Raw genomic sequence first — 19,092 nt, 5'->3', positions numbered from 1 at the left:
TCATGAATGACCAGGACCTGCTGCGTTACAGCCGCCAGATCATGCTTCCCCAAGTGGACATCGACGGCCAGGAGCGCTTGCTGGCGTCGCGCGCACTGATCGTCGGTGCCGGTGGCCTGGGCTCGCCGGTGGCGCTGTACCTGGCCGCCGCCGGAGTCGGACAGCTGACCATCGCCGACGCCGATATGGTCGAGATCTCCAACCTGCAGCGCCAGATCGCCCACCAGGAGCAGGACCTGGGACGCAACAAGGCCCTGTCGGCCGCCGAGTCTGCCATCGCCCTCAATGCAAGCTGCCGGGTCAGCGCCATCGAGCGCCATCTGGACGCCGAGGGGCTGGTCCAGGCGGCGCGGGAGGCGGACGTCATCCTCGACTGCACCGATCGCTTTTCCAGCCGCTACGCCATCAATGCCGCCAGCGTCGCCGCCGGGGTGCCGCTGGTCTCCGGCGCTGCGATCCGCTTTTCCGGGCAGTTGGCGGTGTTCGACCCGCGTGACGAGGCGAGCCCCTGCTACGCCTGCCTGTATCCGCCGGATGACCAGGGTGACGAGGCCCTGTCCTGCGCCGAGAGTGGCGTCATCTCGCCGCTGGTGGGGCTGATCGGCTGCTTCCAGGCGCTGGAGGCGGTCAAGCTGTTGTCCGGGGCCGGCACGCCCCACCGGGGGCTTGCCACCTTCGACGGCCTGAGTGGTGAATGGCGTCACTATCGGCTGGGGCGCGATCCACGCTGTCCTGCCTGCGCAGACCGAGGGCGGTCCGGCGGAGCAAGCGCGTGAGCCGGCAGAGCCCGGTCACCGACTTCGATATTCGTCTATTGCGGGTGTTCAAGGCGGTGGCCGAGTGCGGTGGATTTTCCGCCGCCGAGAACGAGCTTGGCATCAGTCGTTCGGCCATCAGCCTGCATATGGGCGACCTGGAAAAGCGCCTGGGGCTCAAGCTTTGTCGGCGGGGGCGGGGCGGCTTCGCCCTGACCGAGGAAGGACGGGAGGTGCTGGAAGGGGCCCGTCGTCTGCTGTCGGGACTGGAAGCCTTTCGCACCGAGGTCAATGCGCTGCACCACAGCCTGCGCGGCGAACTCAATATCGGCATCACCGATACCCTGGTCAGCTCACCCGAGATGCGTATCACCCATGCCCTGGCAAGCCTCAAGGCCCAGGGCCCAGAGGTGCGCATCAACATGCACATGGACCCTCCCGGCGAGATCGCCCGCGGGGTGCTCGACGGACGCCTGCATGTCGGTGTCGTTCCGGCGGTCAACCTGCCTGCCAGCGTCGATAGCCAGGCGCTCTACAGCGAACGCTCCGGGCTTTACTGTGGCCGGGGGCATCCGCTGTTTGCCGAGCCATCGACGGCGCTGGTGGCGCTGGGCGGATGGCAGGCGCTGGGGCAGTGGGACGCCGTGGTACCGTCCTATCCGCTGTCGGAAGCCGGCCGTGAGCGCCATGTCGGGCTCAAGCCCAGTGCCACCGCCTCCGACCGGGAAGGCGCGGCCTTTCTTATCCTGACCGGGGCCTACATCGGCTATCTGCCGGATCACCACGCCAATCTCTGGGTCGCGCAGGGTAGGCTGCGCGAGCTGTGCTCCGAGAGTGCCGCCTACGAGACGCCGTTCGTCGCCATCACCCGCCGTGACCGCCGCCCGCATCGGGTGCTGGAAGCCTTTCTGGCGGCGCTGGGGAAGAGCGATGCGAGTGTGTCAGGCGACTGATGGCGCCTCCTGGATCTTTGATCAAACCGCCAACGTCTTCGCTTCGCTGACATGATGTCTCGCTTATACTCTTGGCGATGAAACGAGAGACTGACGCTCTGTCATTGCTCTGCGTTGAGTTTTCCACGTCTGGCATCTTGGATTCGAGCGCTTCCGGGCGAGCCGGCTTACGTTCGAAGCGTGAGCGTCGCCAAGGCGACTTCTATCGAGCGGGATGCGTGACGTGAAGTGTTGATGTTGGTGCGTCAGCCGCTTTAGGTATCGAATCGCTGACGTTGAAGTCAGGAATTTAGTGTTATTGGATACTTGACGCCTGGTGGCGAGAAAGTGGCACACTGTCGGTGTCACCTTCATGCGAAGGTGCGAGATTCAATAACAACAAGCGCATTGCGCAACCAATACGGACTCTCTATGACAGATTCCTCCACGTCCGAGGCCGCCTCCTGGTACCGCGATTCCGTCCGGGTCGAGCTGTTGCCGACACCCAGGCTAGAGGGCGACGTTCGCGCTGACGTCTGCGTGATCGGGGCCGGGGTGACGGGCTGTTCGGCGGCGCTGCATCTGGCCGAGCAAGGCTACAAGGTGGTGGTGCTGGAAGCCCATGACGTCGGCCATGGCGCCTCCGGTCGCAGCGGCGGCCAGATCCTGCCCGGGCTAGGTACCGACATGGACACCGTGGAACAGGCGCTTGGCCTGTCGGCGGCCCGCGATATCTGGGAAATGAGCCGCGAAGCGGTGCGCCTGACCGCACAGCTGGTCGAGCGTCACGCCATTCCCTGCGACCTTGCCTGGGGCTACCTGCACGCGGCGGTCAAGCCGCGCCATGTGCGCGAGTTGCGCGCCTTCCAGGAGACCATGGCGCACAAGTACGACTACCAGGCGCTTGAATGGCGCGAGGGCGAGTCGCTGCGCGAACATGTGGTCACCGACGCCTACCCGGCGGCCCTGTGGGAGGCCGAGGGCGGGCACCTGCATCCGCTCAACTATACCCTCGGCTTGGCCAGGGCCGCCCAGCAGGCGGGGGCGATCTTCCACTCGCACAGCCCGGTCACCGCGGTGACCAAAGGCGAGCCTGCCCGGGTGAAGACCGCCGGCGGAGAGGTCACCGCCGATAGTGTGGTGGTGGCGACCAACGCCTACGGCATCGACCTGCTGCCGGAGATGCGCGGGCGCATCATGCGCTGTGCCAACTACATGATCGCCACCGAGCCGATGAGCGAGCAGCAGGCGGCCCAGGTGCTGCCGAAGAATGACGCCCTGGCCGATGCCAATTTTGTGCTCGACTACTATCGGCTGTCGGCGGATCGACGCCTGATCTATGGCGGTGAAGTCAGCTACGACGGGCGCCCGCCCAAGGGGCTCGAGGCGCGCATCGACGGCAAGATCCGGCGCCTGTTCAAGGTGCTCGATGATGTCGAGATCGCCTACCGTTGGGGCGGTGACGTGGCCATCACGCTCAATCGCGCCCCTGACTTCGGCAGACTGGCCGCCAACCTCTACTATGCGCAAGGCTACTCCGGTCATGGCATGGCCATGGCGGGACTGGCCGGCAAGTTGCTGGCCGAGACCATTGCTGGGCAGAGCGAGCGCTTCGACGTCTTTGCCGCCATGCCCCATCGTCGCTTCCCCGGCGGTCGCCTGTTGAGAACACCGCTGTTGCTGCTGGCCACCCACTTCTACAAGCTTCGCGATCGGCTGTGAGCTGCCGACAAAGACGAGGAATGCCCCTATGACCGAGACCTCCACCGCCGAGCGCCACTCACAGCGCCGGGATGAGCCCCATGATGGCGCACGCCCGGGCGTCGCTGCCGCCGGCTCCGAGCGGACCGCCTCCGCGATCCACATGCAGGGCCTGCACAAGCGCTTCGGTGCCAGTACGGTGGCACTCGATGGCGTCGATCTGACCATCGAGGCCGGCGAGTTCTTTACCCTGCTGGGCCCATCGGGCTGTGGCAAGACCACGCTGCTGCGCATCCTGGCGGGTCTGGAAGACGCCGATCAGGGACGCCTGACCATCGGTGAGCGCGACGTCACCGAGGTGGCGCCGCACCATCGCAGCGTCAATACCGTGTTTCAGTCCTACGCGCTGTTTCCCCACCTGTCGGTGCGCGACAACCTGGCCTTCGGCCTCAAGATGCGCGGTGTCGATCGTGCCGAGCGCGAGGCACGGGTCGAGCGCATCGCCCAGTTCATCCAGTTGGGCGATCTGATCGATCGGCGCATCGATCAGCTCTCCGGCGGACAGCGTCAGCGCATCGCCCTGGCCCGGGCGCTGGTCTGCGAGCCCGACGTACTGCTGCTGGACGAGCCGCTGTCGGCGCTCGACGCCGGCCTTCGCAGCCAGCTACAGGTCGAATTGCTGAGGGTACAGAAGCGCCTGGGCATGACCTTCGTCTTCGTGACCCATGATCAGGACGAGGCCATGGTGATGTCCGACCGCATCGCCGTGCTCAATGGCGGGACCATCCAGCAGGTGGGGCCTCCTCGAGAGGTCTACGAGCGCCCGATCAATGCCTTCGTCGCCCGTTTCATGGGCCATGCCAACCTCTATCCGATCAGCGCCCGCCAGGGCCAGCGCGTGACCACCGAGCTTGGCGAGCTGGAGCTCGAGCCCGATCTCGACACGCCACAGCAGGGAGGCGGTGAGCTGTTGCTGATTCGCCCCGAGACGCTGGACGTGCGTCTGGGGCGTCATCAAGGGGTGAACCACCTGGTCGGGCGGATCACCGAACGGCTCTATCGTGGTAGCCACGCCGAGTTCCGTCTCGCGGTCGGTGACACCACCCTGCAGGCCACCATCAACAATCGCGGGCGCCGACTGCCCGAGGTCGGCGACGAGGTGACCCTGGTGGTCGCCCCGGAAGACCTCGTCACCGTGGCCAACTGAGGGGGCATGTCATGACCGATACCGCTGTCCTCGGACGCAGCCAGGGCATGGTCAGAGAAGCGCGCCATCTTCTCTTTACCGTGACACCCGGCGCGGCCTGGATCATCGTCTTTCTGGTGCTGCCCAGCGCCTACCTGATGGGCGTGGCCTTCATGACCAACGGGCCCTACGGCCTGCCGCAGATGCCGCTGTCGCTGGATTCGTTCAAGCAGCTTGCCGGCTTTGGCTTTCTGGGCTGGAGCCCGGGCAACCTCTACACCCTGTTGAGGTCGCTGTGGCAGACCCTGGTGGCGACCGGCCTGGTCGTTATCGTGGCCTATCCGATCGCCTACTACATCACCACCTGCCGGGCGAAATGGCGGCCGATCATGCTGCTGCTGGTGGTGGTGCCGTCCTGGACCAATCAGGTCATCCGTACCTTCGGCTGGATGAATCTGCTGGCGCCGGGTACGCCGCTTTCCAGCGTCGCCGAGTCGCTGGGGCTGATCGCCCCCAACATGGGGCTCTACCCGTCCAACTTCGCGGTGACCCTGGGGCTGGTCTACAACTTCCTGCCGTTCATGGTGCTGCCGCTGTACGCCGCCTTCGAGAAGCTCGACACCGCCCAGGTGGAGGCCGCCCAGGACCTCTACGCCACCCCGGTGAAGGCGTTCTGGCACGCGGTCTTTCCCCAGACCTTGCCGGGGCTGCTCGCCGGGATCGTGCTGGTGGCGATTCCGGCCTTCGGCATGTACGTGATTCCGGAACTGCTGGGCGGCGGCAAGGCGTTGATGCTCGGCAATCTGGTGGCCAACCAGTTCTCCGGTGGGTCGAACTGGCCGCTGGGCGCCGCCGGCGCCATCCTGATGCTGCTGGCGACCTTCGCCGGACTCTATGCCATGCGCCGGATCGGCAAGCGACTCGGCGGCGGTGAGGAGGTGGTGATATGAGAAAGCGCACACTCAAGCGAGGTCTGAGTGCCTTCTGGTGGCTGACCCTGGTATTTCTTTACCTGCCGCTGGCGGTGGTGGTGCTGTTCTCCTTCAACGCCGCCAACAGCGCGGCCAGCATGACCGGGCTGTCGCTGCGCTGGTACCACCAGCTGTTCGCCAATGACCAGATCATGAGCGCCTTCGGCAACACCCTGGTGCTGGCGCTGACGTCCTCGCTGATCGCCCTGCTGATCGGCTGCTTGATCGGTTATGGCATGTATCGCCACCGTCACCGCAAGCTGGGCTGGCTGATCGTGCTGATCTATCTGCCGATCGTGCTGCCGGATATCGTCTTCGGTATCTCGGAGATGGCCTTCTTCGTCAAGGTGAATGAGCTGACCGGGCTCCTGGGGCCGGGGCTGGGCACCATGATCATCGCCCACGTCACCTTCCAGATTCCGTTCGTCGCGCTGATCGTCTACTCGCGCTTCGTGGGTCTGGACCCGTCCTTGTTCGAGGCGGCCAAGGACCTGTATGCCTCGCCCTTGAAGCGGGTGGTGCACTTCATGCTGCCGACCATCAAGCCGGCGTTGATATCGGCCTTCTTTCTCTCCTTTACCCTGTCGGTGGATGACTTCGTCATCAGCTTCTTCACCTCCGGCCCGGAGAGCGCGACCCTGCCGATCTATATCTGGGGCGCGATCAAGAAGGGGGTGTCACCGGAGATCAACGCCATCGCCACACTGATGATCGCGGCGGTGGCGCTGGCCGCCCTGGCAAGCCTCGTCGTCAATCGGCGCAAGGCATGACGCCTGTGCCATCGGCGGACACAGAGGCGATCTCGGAACAGATCGATCAACACCTGACGTACCCGGACAAGACCAAGCAATACAAGGAGAAAGCAACGATGCTCAACAAGACTCGCAGCGCCCTGGGCCTCGCCGTGGCCGCCGCCATGCTCGCAGGCGTCGCCCAGGCTGAAGAGGGCAAGCTGTACCTGTTCAACTGGACCGAGTACATGGACCCCGAGATCATCGAGGCCTTCGAGGAAAAGTATGACGTCGAGGTGGTGACCAACTACTTCAACTCGAACCCGGAGATGATCGCCAAGCTCAATGCCGGTGGCACCTCCCAGTACGACATCGTGGTGCCGTCGAACTACTACATTCCGCGGATGATCGAGACCGGCCTGATCCAGAAGCTCGACCGCTCGCAGATTCCGAACTTCGACAACCTGATGGCGCAGTTCAAGGATCCGAGCTTCGATCCCGGTGCCGAGTACTCCGCCGCCTACCAGTGGGGGACCACGGGCCTTGTCTACAACACCGAGACCTTCCCCGATGCGCCCAAGAGCTGGTCGTTGCTGTTCGACCCCGAGGTCAACGGCGACTATCCGTTCTCGATGATCCAGGATGGTCAGGTCGCCACCGGCAGCGCCTGCGCCTACCTGGGCGCGAACTTCGACTGCAGCGGCCTGGATGACCTGAAGAATGCCGCCAGACTGCTGATCGAGACCAAGAATCGCGACAACTTCTCGGGCTTCACCGACGGCACACCGACCCTGCAGCAGCTGGCCCGGGGCGTCACCCACGTGGGCATGTCCTTCAACGGCGACTACCTGTACTTCAAGGATGAGGACCCGGAGACCTTCGAACATCTGGACTTCGTGATTCCCGACGAAGGCGCCGAGATGTGGGTCGACTCCATGGTCATCCCCTCCGAGGCACCCAACCCGGAGCTCGCGCACAAGTTCATCGACTTTATCCTGGACGCCGAGATCGGTGCCCAGCTGTCGAACTACAACTACTACGCCAGCCCCAACGAGGCGGCGCGCCCGCATCTCGACGAGGTGCTGACCCAGCCGCCGACCCAGCCCAGCGAAGAGGACATGGCGCGGCTTGTCTTCACCCCCAGCCTGTCCGGTCAGCAACTGCAGACCTTTCAGCAACTGTGGTCAGAGGTAAAGGCTCGGTGAAGGGATTGGCCCAGGGGCGTTGATGCGCCCCGGGCCGCCCTGCAAGGAAAGAGCCCCGGCGATGTCGGGGCTCGGCCACCGAGTGAGACACTCACGTAACGGAACACTCTCATGAGTAACCGCCAGGAAAGCCCAGCGCTCAGCGACTGGTTCAAGCAGTACGGCATCACCGAGGTCGAGTGCCTGGTCACCGACCTTACCGGCATCCTCAAGGGCAAGATCATGCCCGCGGGCAAGTACCTCAACGGCGGACGACCGCGCCTGCCGGACTCCATCTTTATCCAGACCGTCACCGGGGGCTATCCCGACGATGACGACATCCGCTTCTGGAATCCTGCCGAGCGGGACATGGAGCTGGTGCCTGACCCCAACGCCGTCTTCCTGGTGCCTTGGGCCGACGATCCTACCGCCCAGATCATCCACGACTGCCACTATCTGAGCGGCGAGCCGGTGGAGCTGGCGCCGCGCTATGTGCTCAAGCGGGTGCTGGAGCTGTACCAGGCACGTGGCTGGGTCCCGGTGGTGGCACCGGAGGTGGAGTTCTTCCTGGTCAAGACCAACACCGACTCCGACTACCCGCTGGAGCCGCCGGTGGGGCGCACCGGTCGCCAGGAAAGCAGCCGCCAGAGTTTCTCCATCGATGCGGTCAACGAGTTCGATCCGCTGTTCGAGGAGATGTACGACTACTGCGAGGCGATGAACCTGGATCTGGATACCCTGATCCACGAAGAGGGCGCCGGGCAGATGGAGGTCAACTTCCAGCACGGTGATCCGCTGGCGCTGGCCGACCAGGTGGTGCTGTTCAAGCGGGTGCTGCGCGAGACCGCGTTGCGCCACGGCATGTACGGCACCTTCATGGCCAAGCCCATGGCCAATGAGCCGGGCAGCTCGATGCACATTCACCAGAGCCTGATCGACCCGGCCAGCGGACAAAATCTGTTTGCCGGCGAGGATGGCCAGCCCAGCCGTCTGTTCCACCACTTCATCGGCGGCCTGCAGCGCTACCTGCCCTCGGCGATGCCACTGCTGGCCCCCAACGTCAACTCCTACCGGCGGCTGCTGCGTACCGAGACCTCGGGCTCGGCGCCGATCAACGTCGAGTGGGGCATGGACAACCGTACCGTGGGCCTGCGCGTGCCGGTCTCCGGGCCCGAGGCCACCCGGGTCGAGAACCGACTGGCCGGTGCCGACGCCAATCCCTACCTGGTCATGGCGGCGTCACTCGCCTGTGGTTACCTCGGCATGCTCGGCCAGGTGGAGCCACGCCCGCCCATGGTCGGCTCGGCCTGGTCCGGCGGCAACAAGCTGCCCGACGATATCGGACCGGCGCTGGACCTGCTGCACGAGTGTGACGCCCTGGCAGGTATCCTCGGCGAGCGCTTTACCAACAGCTACCTGGCGGTAAAGCGGGCCGAGCACCGTGAGTACTTTCAGGTGATTTCGTCCTGGGAGCGTGAGCACCTGCTGCTGCGGGTGTGAGCCGCCGCTTTGGAGGACGTCCTGGGGTGGCGCAAGCCTGAGAAGGTGGCGCGAAGCTCAGAGAGTGGCGTAGGCCTGAGAAGGTGACGCGATCCCGAGAAGGTGGCGCAAGCCCGAGACGGTGGCATGAGGCACCATCAGCGAGCCAGGCCAGGTGCCTGGCTCGCTGCGTTGTAGAGCTATGGCGTCGGTGCGTGGTGGTGATTATTCCATGTCTTTATCTTGAAGATGTCTCCTTCCGCCGCGTAGAATGCGGTCTAGTGTTGAATAAAATAACCGCTTTGGGAGTCCGTCATGTCCAGCCGTTCCACCGCTACCGATCCCCGTGGAGGGGCCGCCGAGGTCCAGCATGCCGCGTCCTGGTATGCCGCCTCGGCCAATGCCTCACCCCAGCGCCCGGCCCTCGAGGGTGAGGTGAGCTGTGATGTCTGCGTGGTCGGGGCCGGCTTCACCGGCATCTCCGCCGCGCTCCATCTGGCGGAGCAGGGGCTCAAGGTGGTGGTACTGGAGGCGGCCAGGGTCGGTTACGGCGCCTCGGGCCGCAACGGCGGTCAGATCGTCAACAGCTACAGCCGCGACATGGACGTGATCGAGGACAAGTACGGCGCCGACACCGCGCGTGCCCTCGGCGACATGGCCTTCGAGGGCAATCGCATCATCCGTGAGCGCATCGCCCGCTACGACATCCAGTGCGACCTGCGTGAAGGCAACCTGTTCGCCGCCTGCAACGAGCGCCAGCTCAAGGGGCTGCGCGAGCATCAGGCGCTGTGGCAGCGCTACGGCCACGACGGGCTGGAGCTGTTGGAAGGCGACGCCTGTCGCCGCGAGGTGGGCAGCGATCGCTACACCGGCGCCCTGGTGGACCACTCCGGCGGTCACCTGCATCCGCTCAACCTGGTACTGGGCCAGGCGGCGGCGCTGGAATCCCTGGGCGGTGTGATCTTCGAGCAGAGCCCGGTGGAGTCGCTGGTGCACGGCCAGCCGGTGGTACTGAAGAGCCGCAACGGCAGCGTTCGCGCCGAGCGTGTGGTGATGGCGGGCAACGCCTACATGAGCGGCGTGATGCCGGAGCTCGAGGCCAAGTCGATGCCCTGCGGCACCCAGATCATCACCACCGAGCCGCTCGGCGAGGACCTGGCCCGGGAGCTTCTGCCCAACAACATGGCGGTGGAAGACTGCAACTATCTGCTCGACTATTTCCGCCTGACCCGCGACAACCGCCTGATCTACGGCGGGGGAGTCAACTACGGCGGCGAGGACCCCCAGGACATCGAGGCGGTCATTCGTCCCAAGATGGAAAAGACCTTCCCGATGCTCAAGACGGTCAAGGTGGACTACGCCTGGAGCGGGACCTTCCTGATGACCCTCAACCGACTGCCCCAGTTCGGGGTGATCAATGACAACGTCTACTACGCCCAGGGCTACTCCGGTCATGGCGTGACCTGCACCCACCTGGCCGGTCGCCTGATCAGCGAGGTGATGACCGGCCGTGACGAGCGCTTCGATGCCTTCGCCGGCCTTCCGCACCTGCCGTTTCCTGGCGGCCGCATGCTCAGGGTGCCGCTGTCCGCCATCGGTGCCTGGTACTACCAGACCCGGGACAAGCTGGGTATCTAGCCGCTGGTCGGTGTCACGGGGCCTTGCCATAGGCCGCTGCCACAGGCCGTTGCCACTGATAGTGCGGGCAGCGGGATCGCTCCGTGACCCGCGCTCCCGGCTTGTGAGCCCCATTAGCACGTCTCCCCCAACGCCTCGCTGCCTCCGGCAGCGAGGCGTTGTGATGTGTGGGCAGGGGGACTGCCAATGGCATGAGAGGCGAGGGCAGCAGCGCCCGTCGTCGCCGATTGGGGGCACCTTCGTCGGTGAGTTGCGACAGCCTCACAAACAACTTGCAAGTGGCTCCATGATGCTTCGAACGCTGTTCGATAACGGCTAGGATAGTGTCATCGCATCGCCAAGACATCTGCCGTGGCGCCTCTCGCACGCTAAGCGAGCGCTCTGGCGGAGCAAGGAGAACAGCATGAGCAAGTCGATCATCGTCGGTTCCACCCTCGCGGTCTTTGGCCTTGGTGGCCTGGCATTTGGCGCCTGGCAGGTGCAGCAGGCGCCCCAGGGGCCGCAGTTCGCCGATATTACCGCCGTCACGCCGGTTACCGAGACCGTCTCCACGCCGCGAGAGGTCTGCGAGAACGTTCAGGTGACACGCCAGGCGCCGACCCGGGACCCGCACAGTATTCTGGGCAGCGCTGCCGGTGCGGTGGTCGGTGGCCTGGTGGGCAACCAGATCGGCGGTGGCAGCGGCCGCAAGATCGCCACCGTGGCCGGTGCCATCGGCGGTGGCTTCGCCGGACGCGAAGTGCAGCGTCGGGTCGAGGCCGGCCAGACCTATACCACCACCGAACAGCGGTGCCACACCGTCAACGACACCCGTGAAAAGACCCTGGGCTACGACGTGGCCTGGGAGTATGACGGCGTGCGTCAGGTGGCGCGTCTGGAGCAGGTCCCCGACGGCGAGCGTGTGCTGATCGAGCAGGGTCAGCCCCAGTGGGACGTGGTCCGGGGTGCCCCCGACAAGTCCTGATAGAGCCCTGATAGAGTTCTGACGGGAACCTGGTTCCGGTCTTCAGCCTTCGGGTAAACACCCAGCCCCCGTCAACCGGTATCTTTCGATGCTGGCTGGCGGGGGCTGTTGTCGTCGCTGTAGTTGTGAACCTGAACGTGAACGAGGGCGAGGGCGAGGGCAGGGGCGCTGGTGCCGGGCGCCCTACAGATCGCTGTTGGTCTTGTTGACCACCTTGCCGAGGGCGTCGATGGGCTTGCTGGAGGGGTACTTGTAGGAGGCGAAGCGCACCGCCAGCACGGATAGGGCCAGCAGGAAGATGCCGCCGCACAGGTACAAGAGACCGGCGTCGGGCTTGGGGTGGTGGGAAATGTCACCGATCAGGTAGCGGGTCAGGGCGGTGATGGCGACGTACAACAGGAAGCGAATCGGCAGGTGATTGGTTTTGAAGTAGATGCCCACCATGGCGCCCAGCTCAAGATAGATGAATAGCAGCAGGATGTCGTCGACGCTGGCGTGGCCACTGGTCAGCATGTCGAGGAAGGCGACCACCGAGGCCCAGGCGATCATCCCGCCGATGACGAAGAGTCCCAGGTAGTGAAAGCCTTCCACGAGCAGGTTGCCGATGGTATCGGCGTGATGGTGCATCTTGTCACGGCTGGTGCGAGCCCATTTCACAGGCGATTCCTCATCGGTGTGGTGGCGTCTTTCACGCTAGCCCGGTGTGGTAGGCGTGACAAGCCGATACTCCGTTGGTTCAGGGCGGTTTGTTGACGCAGTCACGCGGATTGCGCCGCTTTTCGCCGGCATACTGAAACGCCGCCGTATCGACAAGGAGCCCGTCGATGGTGACGACGCTGCCCCAGGCCTTCTTTCGCAACTTTATCGGTCCCTCGCCGGACTGGTACAAGACCGCCATCCTGGTCTGCCTTGTGATCAATCCGCTGGTCTACGCCTGGTCTGGGGGATTCGTCGCGGGATGGCTGTTGCTGGTCGAGTTTATCTTCACCCTGACCATGGCGCTGAAGTGCTATCCGTTGCAGCCTGGTGGGCTGCTGGCACTGGAAGCGGTGGCCATCGGCATGACCGGCCCCGACAGTGTGATGCACGAGGTGGCGCTCAACCTGGATGTCCTGCTGTTGCTGGTGTTCATGGTGGCGGGCATCACCTTCATGAAGCAGCTGTTGCTCAAGGCGTTCACACGCCTGCTGATCGGCGTCACGTCCAAGCGTCTGCTGTCGCTGTGCTTCTGCGTGACGACGGCAGCGCTCTCCGCCTTTCTGGACGCCTTGACGGTGATCGCTGTAGTGATCAGCGTGACGGTGGGTTTCTACGCCATCTATCATCGGGTGGCGTCGATGAAGGGGCAGCACGACGATCATGACCACAGCGATGATAGCGGGCTTCCCGAGGTCAACCACCAGGACCTGATCGACTATCGTCGCTTTCTGCGCTCGCTGCTGCTCCACGCCGCCATGGGGACCGCGCTTGGCGGTGTCATGACCATGGTCGGTGAGCCCCAGAACCTGATCATCGCCGAGCAGGCTGGCTGGGGCTTTGGTGAATTTGTGCTGCGCATGGCGCCTGTCACTCTGCCGGTGCTGGTGGCAGGCCTTGCCACCTGCCTGCTGGTGGAAAGCCTGCGCTGCTTCGGTTACGGCCAGCGTCTACCGGCCAAGGTACGCGCCATCCTGGTCGAGCACGATCGCCAGGAGCGGGCAGGCCAGTCGCTGATCGAGGTGGCCAGGTTATGGGTGCAGGCGGCGGTGCTGGTCTGGCTGGTGGTGGCACTGGCTCGCCACGAGGCGTCGGTGGGGCTGATCGGGCTTGCCGTCATCGTCCTGGCCAGCGCCTTTCTCGGCGTCACCGAGGAGCACGCCCTTGGCAAGGCCTTCGAGGAAGCCTTGCCCTTCACCGCCTTGCTGGTTGTGTTCTTCGCGGTGGTGGCGGTGATCATCGAGCAGGATCTGTTTGCACCGGTGATCGAGCTGGTGCTGTCACGCCAAGGCAGTGAGCAGCTGGGCCTGGTGTACGTGACCAATGGTCTGCTGTCGATGGTCTCGGACAACGTCTTCGTCGGCACCGTCTACATCAGCGAAATTCGCTCGGCCTTAAGCGCTGCGCGCATCGGCGCCGAGCAGTTCGACCTGCTGGCCGTGGCGGTGGCCTGCGGAACCAATCTGCCGTCGGTGGCGATGCCCAATGGTCAGGCCGCCTTCCTGTTTTTGCTGACCTCGGCGGTGGCACCGCTGATTCGCCTTTCCTACGGCCGCATGGTGTGGATGGCCGCCCCCTATACCCTAGCACTCAGCCTGGTGGGGTTTGTGTGCGTACGCTACGTGCTGGTGCCTGCCAATCAGGCGATGCAGGCCATGGGGTGGCTGTAGGGTTGGTGTGCTCGCAGATCCAGGTTGCGTCAAGCCTGGCGCAGGTCTCCTTGAAGGACCTTCTTCTCCGCCACCAGCGGTGCGCTCTTCTGATCGAAGGCATGAAAGTGGTCGGTGTCCAGATGCCATCTGAAGGCGTCTTCGTCGCGGTAGAGCTCGTAGAGGACGAAGGTGTTCTCGTTCCGTAGTCGAACCACATCGAAGCGCTGGCAGTGACGTTCCTTTTCCAGGCTATCCGAGGCTTGGCGCAGCAGTAGTGCCTCGAGGCGATCGGCACACCCTTGCTGCGGGGTAAAACGGACAATGACGGCGTGCACGCTGAATGTCTCCTGACTGGGGTGGATGAGGGCGGTGACTGATGAGAGTGGGGTGGATGCGCGTTGGTGTCGGCTGCTCGGTGCCGACACCCGTCTCCTTGTCGATGTGACGCTACTGAGGGTCGTCGGCGCCATGCGCTGGCTTGTCAGCTAGCGCACGCCCTCTGAATTTCTTCCACAGGCGGCTGCGATAGCGCTTCCAGGCCGGGATCTGAGACGCGATGGTCAGCACGATCACGGCGATCAGCAGTAGCGACACCGGTCGTTCGAAGAATCCCAGCAGGCTGCCCTCGGACACCATCAGGGCGCGGCGAAGGTTTTCATCCGCCATCGGGCCCAGAATGACGCCGATGACCAACGGCGAAATCGGATAGTCCATCTCTCCCAGGACGTAGGCGGCGATGCCGATCGGCACCATCAGGTAGAGATTCAGCAGGCTGAGGCCCAGCGCGTAGGACCCGATAACCGACAGCACCGCGACAATCGGCAGAAAGATCGACGAGGGTACCCGCAGCACCTTGATGACGTGCTTGGCCAGAAACATGCCGTTGATCCACATGGCCAGGGAGGCGAGGGCGATGATGGCGGTGAGCTCGACCAGGAAGTTGGGCTGGGTGATGGCGATCATCGGACCCGGGTTCAGGCCGTGCAGCATCAACGCGCCAAGCAGCATCACCGCCGGCGGGCTACCTGGAATGCCGAGGGTCGTCAGAGGAATGAGCGCACCACCAATACAGGCATTGTTGGCCGTTTCCGACGAGACCAGGCCGGCAGGTTCGCCCTTGCCGAAGCGTTCAGGGTGGGCAGAGGAGTTCTGGGCGGTGCCGTAGGACACCCAGCCGGCGATATCCTCGCCGACGCCGGGGACGGCACCGATACCCACGCCGATGAACGCCGAGCGGATGACGTGGCGCAGATTGCGGAAGACCGCACGGAATTCGGGCAGCACGCGCTTGACGGGCTGGGGACTGCCGAGGGCTACCCTGTCGCGCAGGGTGCGAATGATCTGCGGGATCGCAAAGGCGCCGATCAACACCGGAACGACCTCGATGCCACCGTCCAGCTCCGGCAGGCCGAAGGTGAACCTGGGGAAGAACTGAAGCTGGTCGCGACCGATCGTCGATAGCGCAAGGCCCAGCAGTCCGGCGATCCATCCCTTGTAGACCAGGTCCTTGCTCGTCAGGGTGCCGCTGATGATGATGCCGAAGAGCGCCAGAAGAAAGAATTCATAGGACGTGAACTGCAGTGCAGCCTCGGAGATCAGCGGTGCCAGGGCGATCAGCGCGACCATGCCGATCAGGGTGCCGATAAAGGACGCGGTGGTGGTCATGCCGAGCGCCTTGCCGCCTTCCCCCCGTTGGGCCATGGGGTAGCCGTCCATGGCGGTGGCGGCGCCTGCCGCGGTGCCGGGGATATTGATGAGAATGGCCGGGTAGGACCCACCGTAGACCGCCCCTACGTACATGGCGATCAGCGAGATCAGTGCCGTCTGAAGGTCCATCGAATAGGTCAGCGTGGTCAGCAGGGCGACCCCGAGCGTCGCGGTCAGGCCGGGAAGCGCCCCGAAGATGATACCCAGGAAGCTCGACCCCAGCAGTAGCGCCACCATCGCGGGGTTGGTAAGGATCTGCCAGATGGCGTGCGCGAATACCGAAAGCTGCGCGATAAAGTCCATGCGAGTGTCTCCTTAACCTTGGGCCGTCAGCTGGCTTACGAGGGCTTGCATGGTGTCTATCACCAGACCTTCCACCGGGAGTGGTACCAGCAGGAAGAAACGGAAGATCGGTACCAGCACCAGGGGAACGCCAATGCTGACCAGCACGACGGTGCGCAGTTTCCTGCATTCGCTAGGCGCATGGCGCAGCAACCACCAGGCGATGGTGGCGACTGTCAGAAGCGTGGCGATAGCTACCAGATCCAGGGCGTACTGCTGAGATGTTGGCCGATGGCTCAGTAGTGTAATGAGCACGCAAGCGATGACGGCGCCGACCAGTGTCAGGGGAATGAGAGCCACCTTTTCGATATAGAAAGGTGTGATGAAGAGAAAGAGGAAGAGGGCGCTGGCCAGTGCAAAATCGACGCTGGGAACGAACGAGTAAACGTACAGACCGATAAAGGCCATGATCACGGCCACACGACAGGAAGCAGATGCTGGAAAGGACGCCTTCGATCGGCCCTTCGAGGCGCTCTCTCTACGTCTGGCGCCGCCATCGAGGATGGCGCGTCGCAGCAACAGCAGCGACACCAACCCCAGGGTGACGGCGATCGACAGGGGGAACAGCGCGGGGGAAACGTACCAGGCGTTGGTGACACCGCCGTAGCTGTCGGTCATGGGGAAGGTGAGGGATTTTGCGAGCATGGCGAATGCCAGCAGCAGCAGTGCCAGGCTCGTGAAGAAATCGCGGCGTCGCCGCTGGATGAGTTCGTCGTTCCCCGAGAAAGCGGCGCCTGCCTGATTCTCGGGTTCAGGGAGCTGTTTGCTGTCAACCATGATGTGTCCAGTGAACCTGATGTTCTACGAGGTATTGACGTGGCCCGGAAAATGCCCGGAGGCAACGATTGCCTCCGGGCCTTCGGTTATCGGGAACGAAGAAGTCGAGATCAGGGCCTTGGAATATTCAATTCCTCCGGATTGATGGAAGCAGACTCCAGGTCATACAGCGTCCATGAGAAGAGGGACTCGAGCCGAGAGAATTCCTCCGAGGCTTCTTCTCCCGTCTTGCCGGACAACTGGAAGTAGTTGTCCTCTGCCCACTGTTTTACCGCGTCGGTTTCCAGTGCCTGCTCGAACGCCTGTTCAAGGGTCTCCTTGACCTCCTCCGGGGCATCGTCGCGGACGGCAAAACCGATGGTCTGTCGAATAGGCAGATATTCCTTCAACTGCGGATAGCTGTCGAAGGCAGAGGGGATTTCACCGGTTCCCTCGATGTCGACCGGGCTATCGGTCAACACCGCCAGGGGCCGAAGTCGATTGGCCGCAATCAGTTGCTGCTGCTCGGCAAGAGAGGTGATGACCACGCTGACTTCACCCGTGATGGCGGCGTTCTGGCCCGGCGCGGAACCCGGGTAGGGAATGAAGTTGAGATCTGCCCCCGTGCCTTTCTCGAAGGCGAGCAGATTGAGGTGATGAACGGAGCCCGAGCCCCCCGCGGCTGCCTTGATGGTGACGTCGCCGCTGGAGGCCGCCTCCACCAGTTCTTCCAGGGTGGTATAGGACGAATTGCTGCCCACGGAGATCAGGTCCGGCGATCCCCCGATGATGAAGGGGTACCAGCTGTCGAAGGTATTTTCCCAGCCGCCCTGGACCGCCGCGGCGACATTGGATTCGGACAGACCTGCCAACGTATAGCCGTCGGCAGGCTGGTTGCTGACATGGCTCATGCCGATGGAGCCGGCGACACCGCCCGGTTTGTTGACCACGTTGATGCGCCTTGGAAGGAAGGCATTCATTTCTGCACTGACGACCCGGTTTGCGACATCGGTGCCGCCGCCGGCCGACCACACGACCACATTGGTGATGTCGCGTTCGGGGTAGTCCGCGGCGGCTGCGTGAAAGGAGAGACCCATGAGCAGGGCGATTGCTGGCGTGACATGACGTTTCATTTGGCTTCCTCGTCGCTTGTTGTTGTGCCGGTCGCCCGGGTGGCTGACGCGGTCTGGTCTTGACCGGCTTTGTGCATGTGTTAATGTATACGTTAACGAGTTGGTCGTCAAACGCTGGTGAAAGGGCCACGGAAACAGTCCCTCGGAACATCGAAATCCCGGAACAACAAGAAGACTGACCAACGCAAGAACAGAACAACGAGACCCAGGAACAACATGATCGAACTCGAAGCGCTGGACTATAGCGGTGGCGACTTGAGTCGGCCCGAATGCGTGCTGACACATTCGAGTGGCCTGCTGATGACCGCAGACTGGACCGACAGCGGTGGCGTGGCGATCTTCCGCCATGCAGATCGCGCGCCGGCCCTTCGCATCCTGTCGAACCAGCAGGGCTTCCAGCTTCGTCCCAACGGTATTGCTCTGGAAGACGACGGCGGTGTGATCGCGACCCATCTGGGCGAAGACCAGGGGGGCGTCTTTCGGCTGCACGTCGACGGCGCCCTGGAGCCATTGGTGACCGAGATCGACGGTGTCGCCCTGCCTCCCACCAACTTCGTTCATCGAGACGGCGCCGGTCGCCTCTGGATCACCGTCAGTACCCGTCAGCAGCCCCGCGCCAAGGGATACAGCGCGGCGGTGGCCGACGGTTTTATTGCTCTGGCCAACGCCGATGGCAGTGACGCCAGAATCGTCGCCGATGGCCTGGGTTACACCAACGAGTGCGCCCTGCACCCCGATGGCCGGTGGCTCTACGTCAATGAAACCTTTGCCCGCCGGCTGAGCCGTTTTTCCGTGGAGGAAAAGGGACGACTCGGCGAGCGCCAGACCGTCTGTGAGTTCGGCCCTGGCACCTTCCCCGATGGTGTGACCTTCGATGTCGAAGGCGGGGCCTGGATCACCAGTATCGTCAGCAATCGGGTCATCCGGGTCTCGCCGACCGGGGAGCAGAGTGTCGTGCTGGAAGACAGCGACGAGGCCTATCTCAAGCAAGTGGAGGAGGCGTTTGACGCCGGTCGGATGGGTCGCCCTCACCTGGATGGCGTCGTCAGTCGTCGACTCGGTCACGTATCGAGCCTGGCATTTGGCGGCAGCGACCTCGATCGGGCTTACCTTGGCTGCCTGCTGGGGGACCGCCTTGCCTCGTTTCAGGCGCCAGTGCGCGGCGTGGCGCCGATACATTGGCGTGCTCCCTTGACCCGATTGCGTTCGGCACTCGCCGGCGCCGATGCCTGACTTCTTCAAGTAACAACCAACAATAGCGAGAG

At 63.8% G+C, this 19,092-nt stretch carries 17 protein-coding genes; 12 read left to right on the top strand and 5 right to left on the bottom strand.

The features are described from left to right. Positions 1–2 precede the first annotated feature (2 nt). The 10 genes from EBB56_RS08165 (at position 3) to EBB56_RS08120 (ending at position 11,541) form a co-directional block, all read left to right on the top strand. Entirely contained in the window at positions 3–776 is a 774-nt protein-coding gene (locus EBB56_RS08165) for a molybdopterin-synthase adenylyltransferase MoeB (protein WP_108448944.1), read from the top strand. Then, on the top strand, positions 773–1,708 hold the full coding sequence (locus EBB56_RS08160; protein ID WP_260425311.1) for a LysR family transcriptional regulator: 936 nt from the start codon (positions 773–775) through the stop codon (positions 1,706–1,708). Before EBB56_RS08165 ends, EBB56_RS08160 begins: the two co-directional genes overlap by 4 nt. A 411-nt stretch (positions 1,709–2,119) precedes the next feature. After that, on the top strand, positions 2,120–3,409 hold the full coding sequence (locus EBB56_RS08155) for an FAD-binding oxidoreductase (protein ID WP_108448959.1): 1,290 nt from the start codon (positions 2,120–2,122) through the stop codon (positions 3,407–3,409). A 28-nt stretch (positions 3,410–3,437) separates the two neighbouring features. After that, positions 3,438–4,595: an ABC transporter ATP-binding protein gene (locus EBB56_RS08150; protein ID WP_124803807.1), complete on the top strand. Its 1,158-nt coding sequence runs from the start codon at positions 3,438–3,440 to the stop codon at positions 4,593–4,595. A gap of 11 nt (positions 4,596–4,606) precedes the next feature. Then, positions 4,607–5,524, top strand: a complete 918-nt coding sequence (locus tag EBB56_RS08145) for an ABC transporter permease (protein ID WP_052704560.1) — start codon at positions 4,607–4,609, stop codon at positions 5,522–5,524. Further along, on the top strand, positions 5,521–6,315 hold the full coding sequence (locus EBB56_RS08140; protein WP_124803805.1) for an ABC transporter permease: 795 nt from the start codon (positions 5,521–5,523) through the stop codon (positions 6,313–6,315). The genes EBB56_RS08145 and EBB56_RS08140 overlap by 4 nt, the downstream gene beginning before the upstream one ends. Before the next feature lie 98 nt (positions 6,316–6,413). Continuing rightward, the gene (locus tag EBB56_RS08135; RefSeq protein WP_124803803.1) at positions 6,414–7,481 is read left to right on the top strand and encodes a PotD/PotF family extracellular solute-binding protein; all 1,068 of its coding nucleotides are present in this window, start codon (positions 6,414–6,416) and stop codon (positions 7,479–7,481) included. Between the two features lie 111 nt (positions 7,482–7,592). Beyond that, positions 7,593–8,960, top strand: coding sequence for a glutamine synthetase family protein (locus EBB56_RS08130; RefSeq protein ID WP_124803801.1), 1,368 nt, complete (start codon positions 7,593–7,595; stop codon positions 8,958–8,960). A 294-nt stretch (positions 8,961–9,254) separates the two neighbouring features. Then, positions 9,255–10,577 carry an FAD-binding oxidoreductase gene (locus EBB56_RS08125; RefSeq protein WP_045995152.1) on the top strand — a complete coding sequence of 441 codons (1,323 nt, stop codon included), beginning with the start codon at positions 9,255–9,257 and terminating at the stop codon, positions 10,575–10,577. Positions 10,578–10,980: 403 nt separating this feature from the next. Beyond that, on the top strand, positions 10,981–11,541 hold the full coding sequence (locus EBB56_RS08120; RefSeq protein ID WP_124803800.1) for a glycine zipper 2TM domain-containing protein: 561 nt from the start codon (positions 10,981–10,983) through the stop codon (positions 11,539–11,541). 183 nt (positions 11,542–11,724) lie between these two features. Here the strand turns inward: EBB56_RS08120 and EBB56_RS08115 are convergent, their stop codons facing one another. After that, entirely contained in the window at positions 11,725–12,198 is a 474-nt protein-coding gene (locus tag EBB56_RS08115) for a phosphate-starvation-inducible protein PsiE (RefSeq protein ID WP_197037120.1), read from the bottom strand. Between the two features lie 167 nt (positions 12,199–12,365). On the opposite strand from EBB56_RS08115, the gene nhaB reads away from it, so the two are divergent. Further along, entirely contained in the window at positions 12,366–13,907 is a 1,542-nt protein-coding gene (nhaB, locus tag EBB56_RS08110) for a sodium/proton antiporter NhaB (RefSeq protein WP_124803798.1), read from the top strand. A 29-nt stretch (positions 13,908–13,936) separates the two neighbouring features. On the opposite strand, the gene EBB56_RS08105 is transcribed toward nhaB, so the two are convergent. The 4 genes from EBB56_RS08105 to EBB56_RS08090 form a co-directional block, all read right to left on the bottom strand. Next, positions 13,937–14,224 (bottom strand): putative quinol monooxygenase, encoded by a 288-nt coding sequence (locus EBB56_RS08105; RefSeq protein WP_185696405.1) that lies wholly within the window; start codon positions 14,222–14,224, stop codon positions 13,937–13,939. Between the two features lie 112 nt (positions 14,225–14,336). After that, on the bottom strand, positions 14,337–15,899 hold the full coding sequence (locus tag EBB56_RS08100; protein ID WP_124803794.1) for a tripartite tricarboxylate transporter permease: 1,563 nt from the start codon (positions 15,897–15,899) through the stop codon (positions 14,337–14,339). A 12-nt stretch (positions 15,900–15,911) separates the two neighbouring features. Then, complete coding sequence (locus EBB56_RS08095; RefSeq protein ID WP_124803792.1) at positions 15,912–16,715, bottom strand: tripartite tricarboxylate transporter TctB family protein; 804 nt, start codon at positions 16,713–16,715, stop codon at positions 15,912–15,914. A gap of 110 nt (positions 16,716–16,825) precedes the next feature. After that, positions 16,826–17,827 (bottom strand): tripartite tricarboxylate transporter substrate binding protein, encoded by a 1,002-nt coding sequence (locus EBB56_RS08090; RefSeq protein WP_124803790.1) that lies wholly within the window; start codon positions 17,825–17,827, stop codon positions 16,826–16,828. Between the two features lie 216 nt (positions 17,828–18,043). Here EBB56_RS08090 and EBB56_RS08085 point away from each other — a divergent pair, with 216 nt between their 5' ends. Next, entirely contained in the window at positions 18,044–19,060 is a 1,017-nt protein-coding gene (locus EBB56_RS08085) for an SMP-30/gluconolactonase/LRE family protein (protein WP_045994497.1), read from the top strand. Positions 19,061–19,092: the final 32 nt, after the last annotated feature.

It is taken from the genome of Halomonas sp. YLB-10 (assembly GCF_003856855.1).
GTDB lineage: Bacteria > Pseudomonadota > Gammaproteobacteria > Pseudomonadales > Halomonadaceae > Halomonas > Halomonas litopenaei.
This window is presented reverse-complemented; position numbering and strand designations above follow the sequence as displayed.

Bases quoted from the DNA above. Each gene is read 5' to 3' on its own strand.
- EBB56_RS08150 (WP_124803807.1), top strand. From the start codon at position 3,438: ATGACCGAGACCTCCACCGCCGAGCGCCACTCACAGCGCCGGGATGAG.
- nhaB (WP_124803798.1), top strand. From the start codon at position 12,366: ATGGTGACGACGCTGCCCCAGGCCTTCTTTCGCAACTTTATCGGTCCC.
- EBB56_RS08145 (WP_052704560.1), top strand. From the start codon at position 4,607: ATGACCGATACCGCTGTCCTCGGACGCAGCCAGGGCATGGTCAGAGAA.
- EBB56_RS08090 (WP_124803790.1), bottom strand. From the start codon at position 17,827: ATGAAACGTCATGTCACGCCAGCAATCGCCCTGCTCATGGGTCTCTCC.
- EBB56_RS08100 (WP_124803794.1), bottom strand. From the start codon at position 15,899: ATGGACTTTATCGCGCAGCTTTCGGTATTCGCGCACGCCATCTGGCAG.
- EBB56_RS08165 (WP_108448944.1), top strand. From the start codon at position 3: ATGAATGACCAGGACCTGCTGCGTTACAGCCGCCAGATCATGCTTCCC.
- EBB56_RS08130 (WP_124803801.1), top strand. From the start codon at position 7,593: ATGAGTAACCGCCAGGAAAGCCCAGCGCTCAGCGACTGGTTCAAGCAG.
- EBB56_RS08095 (WP_124803792.1), bottom strand. From the start codon at position 16,715: ATGGTTGACAGCAAACAGCTCCCTGAACCCGAGAATCAGGCAGGCGCC.
- EBB56_RS08155 (WP_108448959.1), top strand. From the start codon at position 2,120: ATGACAGATTCCTCCACGTCCGAGGCCGCCTCCTGGTACCGCGATTCC.
- EBB56_RS08085 (WP_045994497.1), top strand. From the start codon at position 18,044: ATGATCGAACTCGAAGCGCTGGACTATAGCGGTGGCGACTTGAGTCGG.
- EBB56_RS08125 (WP_045995152.1), top strand. From the start codon at position 9,255: ATGTCCAGCCGTTCCACCGCTACCGATCCCCGTGGAGGGGCCGCCGAG.
- EBB56_RS08120 (WP_124803800.1), top strand. From the start codon at position 10,981: ATGAGCAAGTCGATCATCGTCGGTTCCACCCTCGCGGTCTTTGGCCTT.
- EBB56_RS08140 (WP_124803805.1), top strand. From the start codon at position 5,521: ATGAGAAAGCGCACACTCAAGCGAGGTCTGAGTGCCTTCTGGTGGCTG.
- EBB56_RS08135 (WP_124803803.1), top strand. From the start codon at position 6,414: ATGCTCAACAAGACTCGCAGCGCCCTGGGCCTCGCCGTGGCCGCCGCC.